Here is a 15,605-nt window from a genome sequence, read left to right as displayed (position 1 = left end):
CACGGCGGGCCATGGCGCTAGCGGTCAGAGAATGTTGAATGGAATGGTGGTCACCAGGCGCAGTTCGTCCAGGCTGCCATCGGCCTGGGCCTTGCTGGCGCGGTGGGCGGTGTAGGTGGCGCGGATGGTGCTGTCCTTGAGAATGCCGCTCTGTACCGCATAGCTGGTGCCTACGCCCCACTCATAGTGGTTTTCGCCGTCCATGCCGCGCACGTCGTAGGCCGTGCCACGGTAATGGGTGCCGTCGATGCCCCAGCCACGGGCTTTGTACAGGTTGAACTTGAGCCCGGGCACGCCGTATTGCGCCATGTTCAGCACGTAGCTGATTTGCAGGGATTTCTCGTTGGGGCCGTTGAAGTCCGACAGCAACGAGTTGGCGAGGTAGATGCCGTTGGTTTCGTGCAGGTAGTCGAAGTACTCGTTGCCCATGACCTGCTGCCATGAGGCGCTGAGGGTGTGCCCCTGGTGGGTCAGGCCGAACGACAGGCTATAGGTGTCGTTGTCGATGTCGCCCAGCTTCTTGCTGCCGGCGTCGACGGTCTTGTAGTAGTTCAGGCCCGTGGTCAGGCTCAGCAGCGAGCTGTCCCCCAGCACGTGGCTGGCGCCGAAGTAGTACTGGTTCCAGAAGTCTTCGACGCTGCTGGCATAGAGGCTGGTGGTCAGGCTCTTGAACGGCTGGTAGTTCAGGCCGGCGGTGCTGGCGCGGTCGGTTTCCAGGCCCGCTGCGCCGTACTCGCTGCGAAACTTGCTCAGGCTCTGCTCGGTACGCGGCGAGACGCGGTCGAAGGTGCCCAGGTCGAAGGACAGGTTGTCGAACTCGGCGCTGTGCACAAACGCACCCTGGAAGCTCGACGGTAACGCGCGGTTGCCGATGTAGGCGATCATGGGCGTATCGACCGACTGGCGGCCCAGGGTCAGCGTGGTGTTGGACACCCGTGCCTTGACGTTGCCCAGGCCCAGCTTGCTCCACTGGCCGATCGGGTCGCCGTCGCTGTGGGTAAGGGTACGGTTGTTGGGGCCGGCTACAGCAGCGCGGCCGCGCTCCAGAGCGATGACGTTGTAGGCGGCGGCCTCGACGGCAAAGCCGACCGTGCCCTGGGTGAACCCCGAGCTGTAATTGAGGATGTTGCCTTGCAGCCAGTTGTCGCGGCTGTGGGTGTCGTGGCGGCTGCCGTCGCTCTTGGTGTACTTCCACAGCGGTGCGCGGGTGGCACGTTCGCGGGCGTACCAGTTGCGGGTGCTGCCCGACAGGCTCTGGCCATCGACGAAGCCTGTGGCCTGGCTTTGTGCGCTGTCGGCCTTGAGTGCCAGCGGCGCGAAGCTCTGGCTTTGCGGTTCGGCGTGGGCGAGCGAGCAGAGCGCGCCAATGGCCAAGGCCAGCGCGGTTTTATTCATCGGTTTCAAGTTGAAGCTCCCTTTGGTTCTTTTAGTTATGCCCGTGCCTTGTGGGCTCGGGGGTGGCTAGGTGCTGCGGGTATTGCCAGGGCTGCCTGGGATCACCAGGCACAAGCGGGACGGCGCGGGCAGCGGTTGATGGCTTGCCCTGCGCCTGGGAGTTTCAGTCGACGGCGACGTCGGAAAACACGTTGCGCCCGAACGGGCTGACCTTGAAGTCATGCACCTTGAGGCTCAGCGGCTGGTTGACCGTGGAGTGGGCCACCGGGGTGATCGGCACCTGTTGCTTGAGGCGTTGCTGGGCTTGTTGGTAAAGCGCGGTGCGCTGCTTGCGGTCGGTGACCTGCTTGGCTTTTTTCACCAGCGCGTCGTACTGGGCGTCGCACCACAGCGAGTAGTTGTTGCTGCCGATGGCGCCGCAGCTGTAGAGCGTGCCCAACCAGTTGTCCGGGTCGCCGTTGTCACCGGTCCAGCCGATCAGGGCGATATCGTGTTCGCCGCTTTTCATGCGCTTGATGTATTCGCCCCATTCGTAACTGACGATGCGCACCTTGAAGCCGAGCTTGCTCCAGTCGGCCTGGAGCATTTCGGCCATGAGCTTGGCGTTGGGGTTGTAGGGCCGCTGCACTGGCATGGCCCACAGGGTGATTTCGTGGCCAGGCTTGACCCCGGCCTGGTCCAGCAGTTGTTTGGCTTTCGCCGGGTCGTAGGGGGCGTCCTTGAGGGTTTCGTCATAGGACCACTGGGTCGGCGGCATGGCGTTTACCGCGATTTGCCCGGAGTCCTGGTAGACCGCCTGGAGAATGGCCTGCTTGTTCACCGCCATGTCCATGGCCTGGCGCACCTCAAGCCGGTCGAACGGTGGGTGCTGGGTGTTGTAGGCGATGTAGCCGAGGTTGAAACCGGGTTTTTGCAGCACCTGCAGGGTTTTGTCCTGGCGCAGGGCGGCGAGGTCTGCCGGGCGCGGGTGCAGGGTGACCTGGCACTCGTTGCGGCGCAGCTTCTGGATGCGCACCGAGGCGTCGACATTGATGGCGAACACCAGGTTGTCGACCTTGACCCGCTCTGGCGCCCAATACGCCGGGTTGCCTTTGTAGCGAATCTGGGTGTCCTTCTGGTACCGCTGGAACACGAACGGGCCAGTGCCGATGGGCTGCTGGTTGATATGGCTGGGCTTGCCGCTGGCCATCAGATGCTCGGCGTATTCGGTCGAGAGGATCGAGGCGAAGGCCATGGCGATGTTCTGGATGAACGCGGCGTCCACCTGGTTGAGGGTGAAGCGCACGGTGTGCTCGTCGACCTTCTCGATGCGGGCGATGTTCTTGTCCATGCCCATGTCGGTGAAGTAGGGGAATTCGGTGGGGTACGCCTTACGGAACGGGTGGTTCTTGTCGAGCATGCGGTTGAAGGTGAACAGCACGTCGTCGGCGTTGAAGGTGCGGGTGGGCTTGAAATAGGCGGTGGTGTGGAACTTGACCCCTTCGCGCAGGTGGAAGGTGTAGGTCTTGCCGTCGTCGGCGACTTCCCACTGGGTGGCCAGGCCCGGCACCACCTGGGTGCCGCCGCGTTCGAACTGGGTCAGGCGGTTGAACATGGTTTCGGCCGAGGCGTCGAAGTCGGTGCCGGTGGTGTACTGGCCGGGGTCGAAGCCTGCCGGGCTGCCTTCGGAGCAGAACACCAGGTTACTGGCAGCGAGCGCGGACGGTGCGCCGGCTAGCAAGCCTGCACCTAACAGGAACGGAATGACTGCGTGTTTGAGCATGATGGCCTCATTTTTTGTCATTTTTGAAGTGAGGTGGCCTCGTGAGCCGACCTGCGGATACTTATGCAGGCCCTGTTCCCATTGCAACCGTCAGCGGCGGGGTGGAGGTGCAAATGTGGAACGTGCGTACTCAGATGTCGCATTCATGTAATTTTTGATCGAGTTGATCGTTTGCGCGTCGAATTTGCGCTAGTTTTTCGAGGGTTTTCGGAGCGGGGATTACAAGGGGATGCGCCTTAAAAGGGCGTAGGAAGGGTCTGAAATCTGGGTAGGCGATTGGAGTGTTGGGGGCTTGGTCAAACCTGTTCCGGCCATATCGCAGGCTAGCGCCAGCTCCCACAGAGACCGTGCTCAACCGCAACATTGCTGGTTGGACCCCATCCTATGGGAAATGATGGCAGTTGTGGCGAGCGGGCTTGTCCCGCGTTGGGCTGCGCAGCAGCCCTGAGGTTTACCCTTGGGTTTTCAGGGGGCTGCTGCGCAGCCCAACGCGGGACAAGCCCGCTCGCCACAAGGAGATGTGTCTGGCGAGAACAGACTTGTACAAAACCATAGAATCTCCCACAGGGATCTGAGTCGGACTTCAATGTCGGTGCTCGGCGCGGTTTCTGTGGGAGCTGGCGCTAGCCTGTGATAAGGCCGGGGCAGGTGCCCGCGGCCTTGAATTCACAGTGCAAGCGGGCGCGCCCGCCAGGTTTGGCTCAGGGCACTTGCACTTCGATCAGGCCATCAGCACTCATGCTCACTTCGCTGGTGCCCGCCTCGATATCCGGCGCTGGCGCCGCTTCGTCGGCAGACTTGGCCATCATCGCCATGGGCGCGCTGCGCATGTAAGGACGTGGGTAGCCGCTGCTGTTGAGGTTCAGGCTGACTACCTTGTAGCCACTGCCGCCCAGCGCTTCGGTGGCAAGCTGCGCGCGGGCCTTGAAGGCTGCCACGGCATCCTTGAGCAGTTGGTCTTCGCTGGTCTTGCGCGTGCCTGGCGCAATCGAGAAGTCCATGCCGCCCATTTTCAGGTCCTGCAGCAGCTCGCCGGTGAGCTTGGACAGGGCCGGGAAGTCGGCACTTTCAAGGCGCAGCTCGGCGCGCTCGCGCCAGCCGGTGATCTTCTGCCCCTTGGTGTCGTAGATCGGGTAGCTGTTGCGGCTACCCTGGCTGATCTTCACCTCTTTGGCATCACGGGCCTGTTGCACCGCCTTGTTCATGGTTTCGGTGATCTGCTTGGCCAGTTTGCCCGGGTCGGTGTTCTGCGCTTCGCTGTACAGGGTCACCACCATCAGGTCACGGGCGACTTCCTTGCTGACCTCTGCACGCAGCGAGACCTGGTTGTAACGCGGCTCATCGGCTGCCAGCGCGGGCAGGCTGGCGAGCATGCCGCAGGACAGGGCGAGGGCTTTGCCGCGACGGGAAATGTGCATGTGTTGCTCCTTGGCAGGTAGGGGCGTGGCGACGATGCTCGTGCTACGCATGGCCGTTCAGACCGAGGACAGTGTAGTGGGTTCAAAAGTGCCATCATGAATGTGTGACAAACTGTGGCGCTTTGCCGCATCGCTGCAGTGAGGCCCCTGCCTTCGGTATACTCCAGCCGATTTTCCTGGAGCACTCATCGGGAGAGCTCATGCTCGCCGCCGTACATCCGCTATCCGCGACACGCCAGAACCTCTGGCGCCTGACCGTTATCCGCGTTCTCGTCCTGGCTGCCCAGGCAGGCTCGGTGGGGGTCGCCTACTGGACCGAGCTGTTGCCACTGCCGTGGTTCTCCCTGGCAGTCACCCTGGCCCTGTCATCGCTGCTGTGCGCGTTCACCGCGCTGCGCCTGCGCCTGTCGCTGCCGGTTACCGAACTGGAATACGCCCTGCAACTGGCCTGTGACCTGCTGATCCACAGCGCGCTGCTGTATTACTCGGGCGGCTCGACCAATCCGTTCGTCTCTTATTACCTGGTGCCGCTGGCCATCGCCGCCGTCACCTTGCCGTGGATCTACTCGCTGGTGCTGTCGGGCATTGCGTTGGTGGCCTACAGCTTGTTGCTGGTGCAGTTCTACCCGCTCGAAACCCTGCCGCTGGCGCGCGACACCATGCAGGTCTATGGCATGTGGCTGAGTATTGCCTTGGCTGCGGGGGTGATCACCTTCTTTGCCGCGCGCATGGCCGAAGAGCTGCGCCGCCAGGAGCACTTGCGTGCCGAGCGCCGCGAAGAAAGCCTGCGCGATGAACAGCTGCTGGCCGTCGCCACCCAGGCCGCCGGTGCCGCCCATGAGCTGGGCACGCCGCTGGCGACCATGAGCGTGCTGATCAACGAAATGCGCCAGGACCACACCGACCCGCTGTTGCAGGAGGACCTGCAGATCCTCCAGGACCAGGTCAAGCTGTGCAAAGAGACCCTGCAGCAACTGGTGCGCGCCGCCGAGGCCAACCGCCGGCTGGCGATCGTCGAGCAGGAGGTCACCGCCTGGCTCGACGAGGCCCTCAACCGCTGGCACCTGATGCGCCCGGAGGCCAGCTACCGTTTCCAGCGCCTGCGTGACGGCGATGTGCCGCGGCTGACTCCGCCACCGGACCTTACCCAGGCCTTGCTGAACCTGCTGAACAACGCCGCCGATGCCTGCCCGGACGACCTGGAGGTGCGCCTGGACTGGGACCCTCAGGACATCGTCATCAGCATCCGCGACCACGGCCCCGGTGTGCCTGCGGCGATTGCCGAAGCCATTGGCAAGCCTTTCATTACCACCAAGGGCAAAGGCTTCGGCCTGGGCCTGTTCTTGAGCAAGGCCAGTGTGACCCGCGCAGGCGGTTCGGTGAAACTCTATAGTCATGAGCAGGGTGGCACCCTGACCGAATTGCGCCTGCCCCATGGCAAGCGAGGAGATTGAAGATGAGCGAAGAAAACCAGGTCGAAGGCGAAGAACTGCCGCACCTGCTGCTGGTGGACGATGACGCTACGTTCACCCGGGTAATGGCGCGCGCGATGAGCCGCCGCGGCTTTCGGGTGAGCACCGCAGGTTCTGCCGAAGAGGGCCTGAAACTGGCCGAGCAGGACCTGCCGGACTACGCCACGCTGGACCTGAAGATGGAAGGCGACTCGGGCTTGGTGTTGCTGCCCAAGTTGCTTGAGCTGGACCCGGAAATGCGCGTGGTGATCCTGACCGGTTACTCGAGCATTGCCACGGCGGTCGAGGCGGTCAAGCGTGGCGCCTGCAATTACCTGTGCAAGCCGGCCGACGCGGATGACGTGCTGGCCGCTCTGCTGTCGGAACACACCGACCTGGACTCGCTGGTGCCGGAGAACCCGATGTCGGTTGACCGCCTGCAGTGGGAGCATATCCAGCGCGTACTCGGCGAGCACGAGGGCAACATCTCGGCCACCGCGCGGGCGCTGGGCATGCACCGGCGCACCCTGCAGCGCAAACTGCAGAAGCGCCCGGTCCGGCGCTGAAGCCTGGGTTGGCCCCATCGCGGGGCAAGCCCGCTCCTACCCCGGCTGATGACTTCTGTAGGAGCGGCCTTGCGCCGCGAAAGGGCCGCAACGCGGCCCCAGCCATCTTCAGCGCACAGCATTCCCCTCGATCCCCGCATTTCCCGGCGTGTTGGCGTATCATTAGCCGCCTAACGGCCACTCCCTTCAGGATCGCTTGCGCATGCTCGCCCTTCTTATCCAGACGCTGAACATCACGGCCCCGGTTTTTGCCATGCTGTTCATGGGCATACTGCTCAAGCGCATCGGCGTGATCGACGACAATTTCAGCAAGGTCGCCTCATCGCTGGTGTTCAACGTGTGCATGCCGGCGCTGCTCTTTCTGGGCATCTATCACGCCGACCTTGCCGCTGCGGTAAAACCTGGGGTTATCCTGTATTTCGTCGCCTCCACCCTGGCAGGTTTTGCCATCGCCTGGGGCCTGGCAATCTGGCGCAGCCCGCTGGCAGATCGCGGCATTTATACCCAAGGCGCATTTCGCGGCAACAACGGCGTAATCGGCCTTGCCCTGGCCGCCAGCCTGTACGGCGACTATGGTATTTCTCTCGGCGCAGTGCTGGCCGGGCTGGTGATCCTGTTGTACAACTCGCTGTCGGCGGTGGTGCTGGCGGTGTACAGCCCCGACCTCAAGTCCGACCCGTGGAGCATCTGCAAGAGCATTTTCAGCAACCCGTTGATCCTCAGCGTGCTGGCGGCTACTCCCATGGCCTACGGCCAGGTGCCGCTGCCGAACTGGCTGCTGACCTCCGGTGATTACCTGGCACAGATGACCTTGCCGCTGGCACTGATCTGCATCGGCGGAACCCTGTCGCTGTCAGCGCTGCGCGATAGCGGCAGGCTGGCGATGGATGTCAGCCTGGTGAAGATGGTCTGGCTGCCGATCCTGGGTACCCTTGGCGCCTGGCTTTGCGGTTTTCGTGGCGCCGAGCTTGGCATCCTGTTCCTGTACATCGGCAGCCCCACGGCGGCGGCCAGTTACGTGATGGCGCGGGCGGCCAATGGCAACCACGAGTTGGCGGCATCGATCATCGTGATCACCACGCTGATGGCGGCGATCACCACCAATATCGGCATTTTCGTCTTGCAGTGGGGCGGTTGGATCTAGACCCTTGCTGCACATAAAACCAATGACACTGCCACACCTAAAGGACACTTCATGCAAGACCAGAGCACGCCCGAGCGGTTGCAGCGCGGGCTGAAGAATCGCCATATCCAGCTGATCGCGCTGGGCGGCGCCATCGGCACCGGGCTGTTTCTGGGCATCGCCCAGACCATCCAGCTCGCCGGCCCCTCGGTATTGCTGGGCTATGCAGTTGCCGGCCTGATGGCCTTCCTGATCATGCGCCAGCTGGGTGAAATGGTCGTTGAAGAGCCGGTTGCCGGCAGCTTCAGCCACTTTGCCCACCAGTACTGGAGCGAGTTTGCAGGCTTCGTCTCAGGCTGGAACTACTGGGTGGTGTACGTGCTGGTTGGCATGGCCGAACTCACCGCCGTGGGTATCTACGTCAAGTACTGGTGGCCAGACTTCCCCACCTGGGCCACGGCTGCGATCTTCTTTGTGGTGATCAACGCCATCAACCTCACCCAGGTGAAGGTCTATGGCGAGCTGGAATTCTGGTTTGCGCTGATCAAGGTCGTAGCCATCGTCAGCATGATCGGCTTTGGTGCCTGGCTGCTCAGCAGTGGCCACGGCGGCCCCGACGCCAGTGTCGCCAACCTGTGGCAATACGGCGGCTTCTTCCCCAATGGCGTGACCGGGCTGGTGATGGCGCTGGCGGTGATCATGTTCAGTTTCGGTGGCCTGGAGTTGGTGGGTATCACGGCGGCCGAGGCTGCCAACCCGCGTGAAAGTATCCCCAAGGCGACCAATCAGGTGGTCTACCGCATCCTGATCTTCTACATCGGCGCCCTTGCCGTGCTGTTGTCGCTGTACCCCTGGCAGAAAGTGGTGCAGGGCGGCAGCCCGTTCGTGATGATCTTCCATGAGCTGGACAGCGACCTGGTGGCGACCATCCTCAACGTAGTGGTGCTGACTGCCGCGCTGTCGGTCTACAACAGCTGCGTGTACGCCAACAGCCGCATGCTGTTTGGTCTGGCTTCGCAGGGTGATGCACCGCGTCAGTTGCTCAAGGTCAGCCGTCGGGGTGTGCCATTGAATGCCTTGGGCGTGTCGGCGTTCGCCACCGGGCTGTGCGTGGTCATCAACTACCTGATGCCGGGCGAAGCCTTTGGCCTGCTGATGGCGCTGGCAGTGTCGGCGCTGGTGATCAACTGGGCGAGCATCAGCATTACCCACCTGAAGTTCCGCAAGGCCAAGCTTGCGGCAGGCATCACGCCGTTTTACCGCAGCTGGGGCCACCCGGTGAGCAACTACCTGTGCCTGGCGTTCATCGTGCTGATTCTGGTGGTGATGTACCTGACGCCGCCGATCCGCATCTCGGTGATGCTGATCCCGGCCTGGATTACCGTGCTGTGGGTGGCGTTCAAGCTGAAGAAGAAGCGCCAGGCCTGAACAGTGCAAGGGCGGCCCTGTGTCGCCCGGGTTTGCGCCTTGTCCAAGATCGCTGGGCCCGCTGCGCGAGCCTTTCGCGACACAAGGCCGCTCCTACACCGGAATGCATGGGCTTGTGGACTTGGGCCCGACGCGGTCATTGTAGGAGCGGCCTTGTGTCGCGAAAGGCTCGCGCAGCGGGCCCGGCGATTGTGTAAGAAACAGGGTTCTGGCCTGCACTCAGTGCTGCCGACGCCACGCCCGTAGGGTGGTGTACAGCAGGGCAAAACCCAGCACCGGCAGCACATAAAACAGCATCAGCCGCTCAAGCCGCCCGGCCAGTGGCAGGCCGGTGGTGAACGTGACTACATGCAGGCCGTAGGCCAGGTACAGGCACAGGAACACCACCCCTTCGGCGCGGGTGATGCGGTAGCCGGAGTAGAACACCGGCAGGCATAGCGCCGCCACGCCCAGCATCACCGGTAGGTCGAAAGCCAGCGCATTCGGTGAGATCGACAGCGGTTCCGGGGCCACCACGGCGGTCAGCCCAAGCACCGCCAGCAGGTTGAACAGGTTACTGCCGATCACCGTGCCCACGGCGATTTCGCGCTCCCCGCGCAAGGCGGCGATCAGCGCGGCAGCCAGCTCTGGCAGCGAGGTGCAGACTGCCACCACGGTTAGCCCGATGATCCGCTCGGACAGCCCAAGGTCAGTCGCCACTTCCACAGAGGCTTCCAGCAGCAGGTGCCCGGCTACGCTGAGCAAGCCGAAGCCCAGCAGTGTCTGTAATGCCACGCCGGTCCAGAAGCGCCCGCCCGCCGACTGAACGCTGGGGGCCGGATAGGTACGTGCGTAGTGGCGGGACTGGTGCCAGAGCATCAACAGGTAACCGAGCAGGCCCAGCAGCAATACCACGCCCTCGAAGCGCCCCAGCAGGCCATTGCTGGCCAGCAGGTAAACCAGCCCACTGGCGGCGATCATCAGCGGAATATCCAGGCGCACCAGTTGCCGTGATACCCGTAGTGGAATGATCAGTGCGGCCAGGCCCAGAATTACCAGCACATTGAAGATGTTGCTGCCGATCACGCTGCCGACGGCCACATCGGGGGCGCCTTGATAGGCGGCCTGCAGGCTGACGGTGAGTTGTGGTGCGGTGCTGCCGAATGCCACCAGGCTCAAGCCGATGATCAATGGCCGCACGTGGAGGCGCGAAGCCAGGCGCAGGGCGACACGTACCAGCAGTTCGGCACCGATGATCAGCAGCAGCAGGCCGCTGGCCAGTTGCAGAAGGCTGAAGGTGGGGAGGGTGGCCAGGTCGAAAATGGCGAGGGCTCCAGTGGGGTCAGTCGCTCAAACCTTGTACCCGCACGCGCGCGGTTCCGCTACGCAGCATGCCGATTTTTTCGGCGGCAGCTCGGGACAGGTCGATAAGCCGGCCGCGCGCGTGCGGGCCGCGGTCGTTGATGCGCACGATGACGCTGCGCTGATTGCTCAGGTTGGTGACCAGGACGCGTGTGCCGAAAGGCAGGCTGCGGTGTGCAGCGGTCAGGGCGTGCTGGTCGAAAGGTTCGCCGCTGGCGGTACGCTTGCCGTGATGGCGGGCGCCATAATACGAAGCAGTGCCGGCCTGATCATAGCCGCGCGGGTCGATATCATGGCTGGCGCAGCCGGCCAGTAGCGAGAACAGGGCGAGGGTGGTGAGGGACCGTTTCAGCAATTGGGATGCTCCGTTGAGGCAGTTGGGGCTGCCTCGCAGCCCATCGCAGGGTGGGGCCAGCTCACAGTGAACTGGCCCAGCCTCGATAGTTGGGGCTGACCCAGAACCTGTGGCAGCTGGCTAGCCCGCGATGGGCTGCAAGGCAGCCCCGCGACAGGGGTCACCCTTCGAGCTTGGCCTTGAGCAGTTGGTTCACCTGCCCGGGGTTGGCCTTGCCTTTGGAGGCTTTCATGGCCTGGCCGACGAAGAAGCCGAACATCTTGCCGCGCTTGGCCTCGTCGGCGGCGCGGTATTGCTCGACCTGCTCGGCGTTGGCGGCGAGTACTTCGTCCAGCACCTTCTCGATGGCGCCGCTGTCAGTCACCTGCTTGAGGCCTTCGGCTTCGATGATCTGGTCGGCAGAGCCTTCGCCGGCAGCCATTTTCTCGAACACCACCTTGGCGATCTTGCCGCTGATGGTGTTGTCGCTGATGCGCAGCAGCATGCCGCCGAGCTGTTCGGCGCTGACCGGCGACTGGTCGATTTCCAGGCCCAGCTTGTTCAGCAGGCTGCCCAGCTCGACCATGACCCAGTTGGCAGCCAGTTTGGCGTCGCCACCAATGCTGACCACTTTCTCGAAGTATTCGGCCTGTTCGCGGCTCGATGCCAACACGTTGGCGTCATACGCCGACAGTGCGTACTGGCTCTGGAAGCGCTCGACTTTTTGCGTCGGCAGTTCTGGCAGCGAGGCGCGCACGCTTTCCAGGAACGCAGGTTCGATGACCACCGGCAGCAGATCTGGGTCGGGGAAGTAACGGTAGTCGTTGGCTTCCTCCTTGCTGCGCATGGAGCGGGTTTCGTCCTTGTTCGGGTCGTACAGGCGGGTTTCCTGCACGACTTTGCCGCCGTCTTCGATCAGGTCGATCTGGCGCTGGATCTCGCTGTTGATGGCGCGCTCGATGAAGCGGAACGAGTTGACGTTCTTGATCTCGCAGCGAGTGCCGAACTCCACCTGGCCTTTGGGGCGAATCGACACGTTGCAGTCGCAGCGCAGCGAGCCCTCGGCCATGTTGCCGTCGCAGATGCCCAGGTAGCGCACCAGGGCGTGGATCGCCTTGACGTAGGCCACGGCCTCCTTGGCGCTGCGCATGTCCGGCTCGGAGACGATTTCCAGCAGTGGCGTGCCGGCGCGGTTGAGGTCGATGCCGGTGGCGCCATTGAAGTCTTCGTGCAGGCTTTTGCCGGCGTCTTCTTCAAGGTGGGCACGGGTGACGCCGACGCGCTTGATGGTGCCGTCTTCAAGGGCGATATCCAAGTGGCCCTTGCCGACGATCGGCAGGTCCATCTGGCTGATCTGGTAGCCCTTGGGCAGGTCGGGGTAGAAGTAGTTCTTGCGCGCGAACACGTTGCGCGGGCCGATTTCGGCATCGATGGCCAGGCCGAACATGCACGCCATGCGCACAGCTTCCTGGTTGAGCACCGGCAGCACGCCGGGCATGCCCAGGTCGACCAGGCTGGCCTGGGTGTTCGGCTCGGAGCCGAAGGTGGTGGCGCTGCCGGAGAAAATCTTCGACTGGGTGGCGAGCTGGGTATGAATTTCCAGCCCGATCACAACTTCCCATTGCATGTGTGAATTCCTCAGAAGCCGTTGGGGGCGCGGGTGTGCCAGTCGGTGACTTGCTGGTACTGGTGCGCGACGTTGAGCAGGCGGCCTTCCTGGAAATACGGGGCCAGCAATTGCACGCCCACCGGCAGGCCATCGACGAAACCGGCTGGCATCGACAGGCCCGGCAGGCCGGCCAGGTTGGCGGTGATGGTGTAGACGTCTTCGAGGTACGCGGCAACCGGGTCGCTGACTTTCGAGCCGAGCTTCCAGGCCGGGTTTGGCGTGGTCGGGCCGAGAATCACGTCGACGTCGTGGAACGCGGCCATGAAGTCGTTCTTGATCAGGCGGCGGATTTTCTGCGCTTGCAGGTAGTACGCATCGTAGTAGCCGGCCGACAGCGCGTAGGCGCCGACCATGATGCGGCGCTGCACTTCAACCCCGAAACCTTCGCCGCGCGAACGCTCGTACAGGTCGGTGAGGTCCTTGGGGTCGGCGCAGCGGTGGCCGAAACGCACGCCATCGAAGCGCGACAGGTTCGAGGAGGCTTCGGCAGGGGCGATCACGTAGTAGGCCGGGATGGCGTGCTGCATGTTCGGCAGGCTGATTTCCTTGACCTCGGCACCGAGCTTTTCCAGCTCCTTGACGCTGGCATGCACCAGGTCGGCGATGCGTGGGTCGAGGCCGGCGCCGAAGTATTCCTTCGGCAGGCCGATGCGCAGGCCTTGCAGCGAGGCGCCGAGGCTTGCGCTGTAGTCCGGCACCGGCTCATCCACACAGGTGGAGTCCTTGGCATCGAAACCGGCCATGCCTTGCAGCAGCAGCGCGCAGTCTTCGGCGGTGCGGGCCATCGGGCCGCCCTGGTCGAGGCTGGAGGCGTAGGCAATCATGCCCCAGCGCGAGACACGGCCGTAGGTCGGCTTGAGCCCGGTGAGGTTGGTCAGCGCCGCGGGCTGGCGGATCGAGCCGCCGGTATCGGTACCGGTGGCGACCGGCAGCAGGCGCGCAGCCACGGCTGCAGCCGAGCCACCGGAGGAGCCGCCGGGCACGTGTTCGAGGTTCCACGGGTTCTTCACCGCGCCGTAGTGGCTGGACTCGTTGGCCGAGCCCATGGCGAACTCGTCCATGTTGGTCTTGCCCAGGGTGACCATGCCGGCTTCGGCCAGCTTGGCGACCACGGTGGCGTCATACGGGGCGGTAAAGGTGTCGAGCATCTTCGAGCCGCAGCTGGTGCGTACGCCGTTGGTGCAGAACAGGTCCTTGTGGGCGATCGGGGCACCCAGCAGCGCGCCGCTTTCGCCAGCTGCGCGGCGCGCGTCGGCGGCACGGGCCTGGTCCAGGGCTTGCTGTTCGGTCACGGTGATGAAGCTGTTGAGCTGCGGGTCGAGCTGCTTGATACGCGACAGCAGCGCGCCGGTCAGTTCTTGCGAAGAGAACGACTTGTCGGCGAGGCCGCGGGCGATCTCGGCGAGAGACAGTTGATGCATGGCAGGCGCTTTCCCTTAATCGATGACTTTCGGAACCAGGTACAGACCGTTTTCGGTCATCGGGGCGATGGCTTGGTAGCGATCGCGCTGGTTGCTTTCGGTGACCTGGTCGGGGCGCAGGCGCTGGGTGGTTTCCAGCGGGTGCGCGAGCGGTTCGATGCCAGTTGTGTCGACGGCCTGCATCTGGTCGACCAGCCCGAGAATACTGTTCAAGGCGTCGGTAATGCGTGGCAGCTCGCTGTCATTCAGGCCCAATCGGGCCAGATGGGCGATCTTTTCCACGTCGGAGCGTTGAAGCGCCATGGGGATCTCCAGGAGAAACGAAAAAGCGCAATGGCTGCGCAATTGAGGAACATGCCGGGCTTTTTACGGTCGAAGAGCCGCGATCACCGGCAGGCATGCTCGGAAAAACAGCCAATTTAACATATTGGCTCCTTGCCCAAAATCCCTGCCATTGTTAGAGTTTGCCGCACTTTTTTACCCACGCTTTCCCCAGGGTCACTTTCCCATGTTCAAGAAACTGCGTGGCATGTTTTCCAGCGATCTCTCCATCGACCTGGGTACTGCCAACACCCTTATTTACGTGCGTGAGCGCGGTATCGTTCTGAATGAGCCCTCGGTTGTTGCCATCCGTACCCACGGCAACCAGAAAAGCGTTGTCGCTGTCGGTACCGAAGCCAAGCGCATGCTGGGCCGTACGCCTGGCAACATTGCTGCCATTCGTCCGATGAAAGACGGCGTCATCGCCGACTTCAGCGTTTGTGAAAAAATGTTGCAGTACTTCATCAACAAGGTTCACGAAAACAGCTTCCTGCAGCCCAGCCCGCGTGTGCTGATCTGCGTGCCGTGCAAATCGACCCAGGTCGAGCGCCGTGCAATCCGTGAATCGGCCCTCGGTGCCGGTGCTCGCGAAGTGTTCCTGATCGAAGAACCCATGGCCGCCGCCATCGGTGCCGGCCTGCCGGTCGAAGAAGCCCGCGGTTCGATGGTTGTCGATATCGGCGGTGGTACCACCGAAATCGCGCTGATCTCGCTGAACGGCGTGGTCTACGCAGAATCCGTACGGGTTGGCGGCGACCGCTTCGATGAAGCCATCGTCACCTACGTGCGCCGCAACTACGGCAGCCTGATCGGCGAATCCACTGCCGAGCGCATCAAGCAGGAAATCGGTACTGCCTACCCAGGCGGCGAAGTGCGCGAAGTCGACGTACGCGGCCGTAACCTGGCCGAAGGCGTACCGCGTGCCTTCACCTTGAACTCCAACGAAGTGCTCGAAGCGCTGCAGGAATCGCTGGCGACCATCGTCCAGGCGGTCAAGAGTGCACTGGAGCAGTCGCCGCCGGAGCTGGCCTCGGACATCGCCGAGCGTGGCCTGGTGCTGACCGGTGGTGGTGCGCTGCTGCGTGACCTCGACAAGCTGCTTGCCCAGGAAACCGGCCTCCCGGTGATCGTCGCCGAAGACCCGCTGACCTGCGTCGCTCGCGGCGGTGGCCGTGCGCTTGAGATGATGGACAAGCACGCCATGGACCTGCTCTCCAGCGAGTGATCGCGGTTGCAGCACAGCGCCCCGGTTTACAGGTAGCACGCACAGTGCTACCTGTATGCGCTTATCAGGCGTCTTCGCGGCGCCGTTTCCGTCAATCTGCAAGCAGGCCGGTGCGTTGCCCCATGCCCTATGACTTCCTGAGTCGTCGTCC

Annotated in this window: 13 protein-coding genes; 5 read left to right on the top strand and 8 right to left on the bottom strand. The window is 63.2% G+C overall.

Annotated elements, in window-relative coordinates; all coding sequences use genetic code 11:
- Positions 1 to 24: 24 nt before the first annotated feature.
- The 3 genes from HU720_RS03855 to HU720_RS03845 form a co-directional block, all read right to left on the bottom strand.
- Positions 25 to 1,395 carry an OprD family porin gene (locus HU720_RS03855; protein WP_186517512.1) on the bottom strand — a complete coding sequence of 457 codons (1,371 nt, stop codon included), beginning with the start codon at positions 1,393 to 1,395 and terminating at the stop codon, positions 25 to 27.
- A gap of 163 nt (positions 1,396 to 1,558) precedes the next feature.
- A complete protein-coding gene (locus HU720_RS03850; RefSeq protein WP_186517399.1) occupies positions 1,559 to 3,157 on the bottom strand; it encodes an ABC transporter substrate-binding protein in 1,599 nt (532 codons plus the stop codon).
- Positions 3,158 to 3,858: 701 nt separating this feature from the next.
- Positions 3,859 to 4,575: an SIMPL domain-containing protein gene (locus HU720_RS03845; protein ID WP_186517398.1), complete on the bottom strand. Its 717-nt coding sequence runs from the start codon at positions 4,573 to 4,575 to the stop codon at positions 3,859 to 3,861.
- Positions 4,576 to 4,775: 200 nt separating this feature from the next.
- On the opposite strand from HU720_RS03845, the gene HU720_RS03840 reads away from it, so the two are divergent.
- The 4 genes from HU720_RS03840 (at position 4,776) to HU720_RS03825 (ending at position 9,143) form a co-directional block, all read left to right on the top strand.
- Positions 4,776 to 6,029 (top strand): ATP-binding protein, encoded by a 1,254-nt coding sequence (locus HU720_RS03840; RefSeq protein ID WP_186517397.1) that lies wholly within the window; start codon positions 4,776 to 4,778, stop codon positions 6,027 to 6,029.
- Between the two features lie 2 nt (positions 6,030 to 6,031).
- Positions 6,032 to 6,592 carry a response regulator transcription factor gene (locus HU720_RS03835; protein WP_186517396.1) on the top strand — a complete coding sequence of 187 codons (561 nt, stop codon included), beginning with the start codon at positions 6,032 to 6,034 and terminating at the stop codon, positions 6,590 to 6,592.
- Positions 6,593 to 6,794: 202 nt separating this feature from the next.
- On the top strand, positions 6,795 to 7,736 hold the full coding sequence (locus tag HU720_RS03830) for an AEC family transporter (RefSeq protein WP_186517394.1): 942 nt from the start codon (positions 6,795 to 6,797) through the stop codon (positions 7,734 to 7,736).
- A 51-nt stretch (positions 7,737 to 7,787) separates the two neighbouring features.
- On the top strand, positions 7,788 to 9,143 hold the full coding sequence (locus tag HU720_RS03825; RefSeq protein WP_186517392.1) for an amino acid permease: 1,356 nt from the start codon (positions 7,788 to 7,790) through the stop codon (positions 9,141 to 9,143).
- A 219-nt stretch (positions 9,144 to 9,362) separates the two neighbouring features.
- Here the strand turns inward: HU720_RS03825 and HU720_RS03820 are convergent, their stop codons facing one another.
- The 5 genes from HU720_RS03820 to gatC form a co-directional block, all read right to left on the bottom strand.
- Positions 9,363 to 10,403 (bottom strand): calcium/sodium antiporter, encoded by a 1,041-nt coding sequence (locus HU720_RS03820; RefSeq protein ID WP_186517510.1) that lies wholly within the window; start codon positions 10,401 to 10,403, stop codon positions 9,363 to 9,365.
- 61 nt (positions 10,404 to 10,464) lie between these two features.
- On the bottom strand, positions 10,465 to 10,839 hold the full coding sequence (locus HU720_RS03815; RefSeq protein ID WP_186517390.1) for a septal ring lytic transglycosylase RlpA family protein: 375 nt from the start codon (positions 10,837 to 10,839) through the stop codon (positions 10,465 to 10,467).
- Positions 10,840 to 10,999: 160 nt separating this feature from the next.
- Positions 11,000 to 12,445: an Asp-tRNA(Asn)/Glu-tRNA(Gln) amidotransferase subunit GatB gene (gene gatB / locus HU720_RS03810; RefSeq protein ID WP_186517388.1), complete on the bottom strand. Its 1,446-nt coding sequence runs from the start codon at positions 12,443 to 12,445 to the stop codon at positions 11,000 to 11,002.
- A gap of 11 nt (positions 12,446 to 12,456) precedes the next feature.
- Positions 12,457 to 13,908, bottom strand: coding sequence for an Asp-tRNA(Asn)/Glu-tRNA(Gln) amidotransferase subunit GatA (gene gatA / locus HU720_RS03805; protein WP_186517386.1), 1,452 nt, complete (start codon positions 13,906 to 13,908; stop codon positions 12,457 to 12,459).
- Positions 13,909 to 13,923: 15 nt separating this feature from the next.
- On the bottom strand, positions 13,924 to 14,211 hold the full coding sequence (gatC, locus tag HU720_RS03800; protein WP_186517384.1) for an Asp-tRNA(Asn)/Glu-tRNA(Gln) amidotransferase subunit GatC: 288 nt from the start codon (positions 14,209 to 14,211) through the stop codon (positions 13,924 to 13,926).
- A 205-nt stretch (positions 14,212 to 14,416) separates the two neighbouring features.
- On the opposite strand from gatC, the gene mreB reads away from it, so the two are divergent.
- A complete protein-coding gene (gene mreB, locus HU720_RS03795; protein ID WP_003255163.1) occupies positions 14,417 to 15,454 on the top strand; it encodes a rod shape-determining protein MreB in 1,038 nt (345 codons plus the stop codon).
- The last annotated feature ends 151 nt before the right edge of the window (positions 15,455 to 15,605 follow it).

Origin of the sequence: Pseudomonas sp. SWRI51 (assembly GCF_014268825.1) — a bacterium.
In the GTDB taxonomy this organism is placed as follows: domain Bacteria; phylum Pseudomonadota; class Gammaproteobacteria; order Pseudomonadales; family Pseudomonadaceae; genus Aquipseudomonas; species Aquipseudomonas farsensis.
This window is presented reverse-complemented; position numbering and strand designations above follow the sequence as displayed.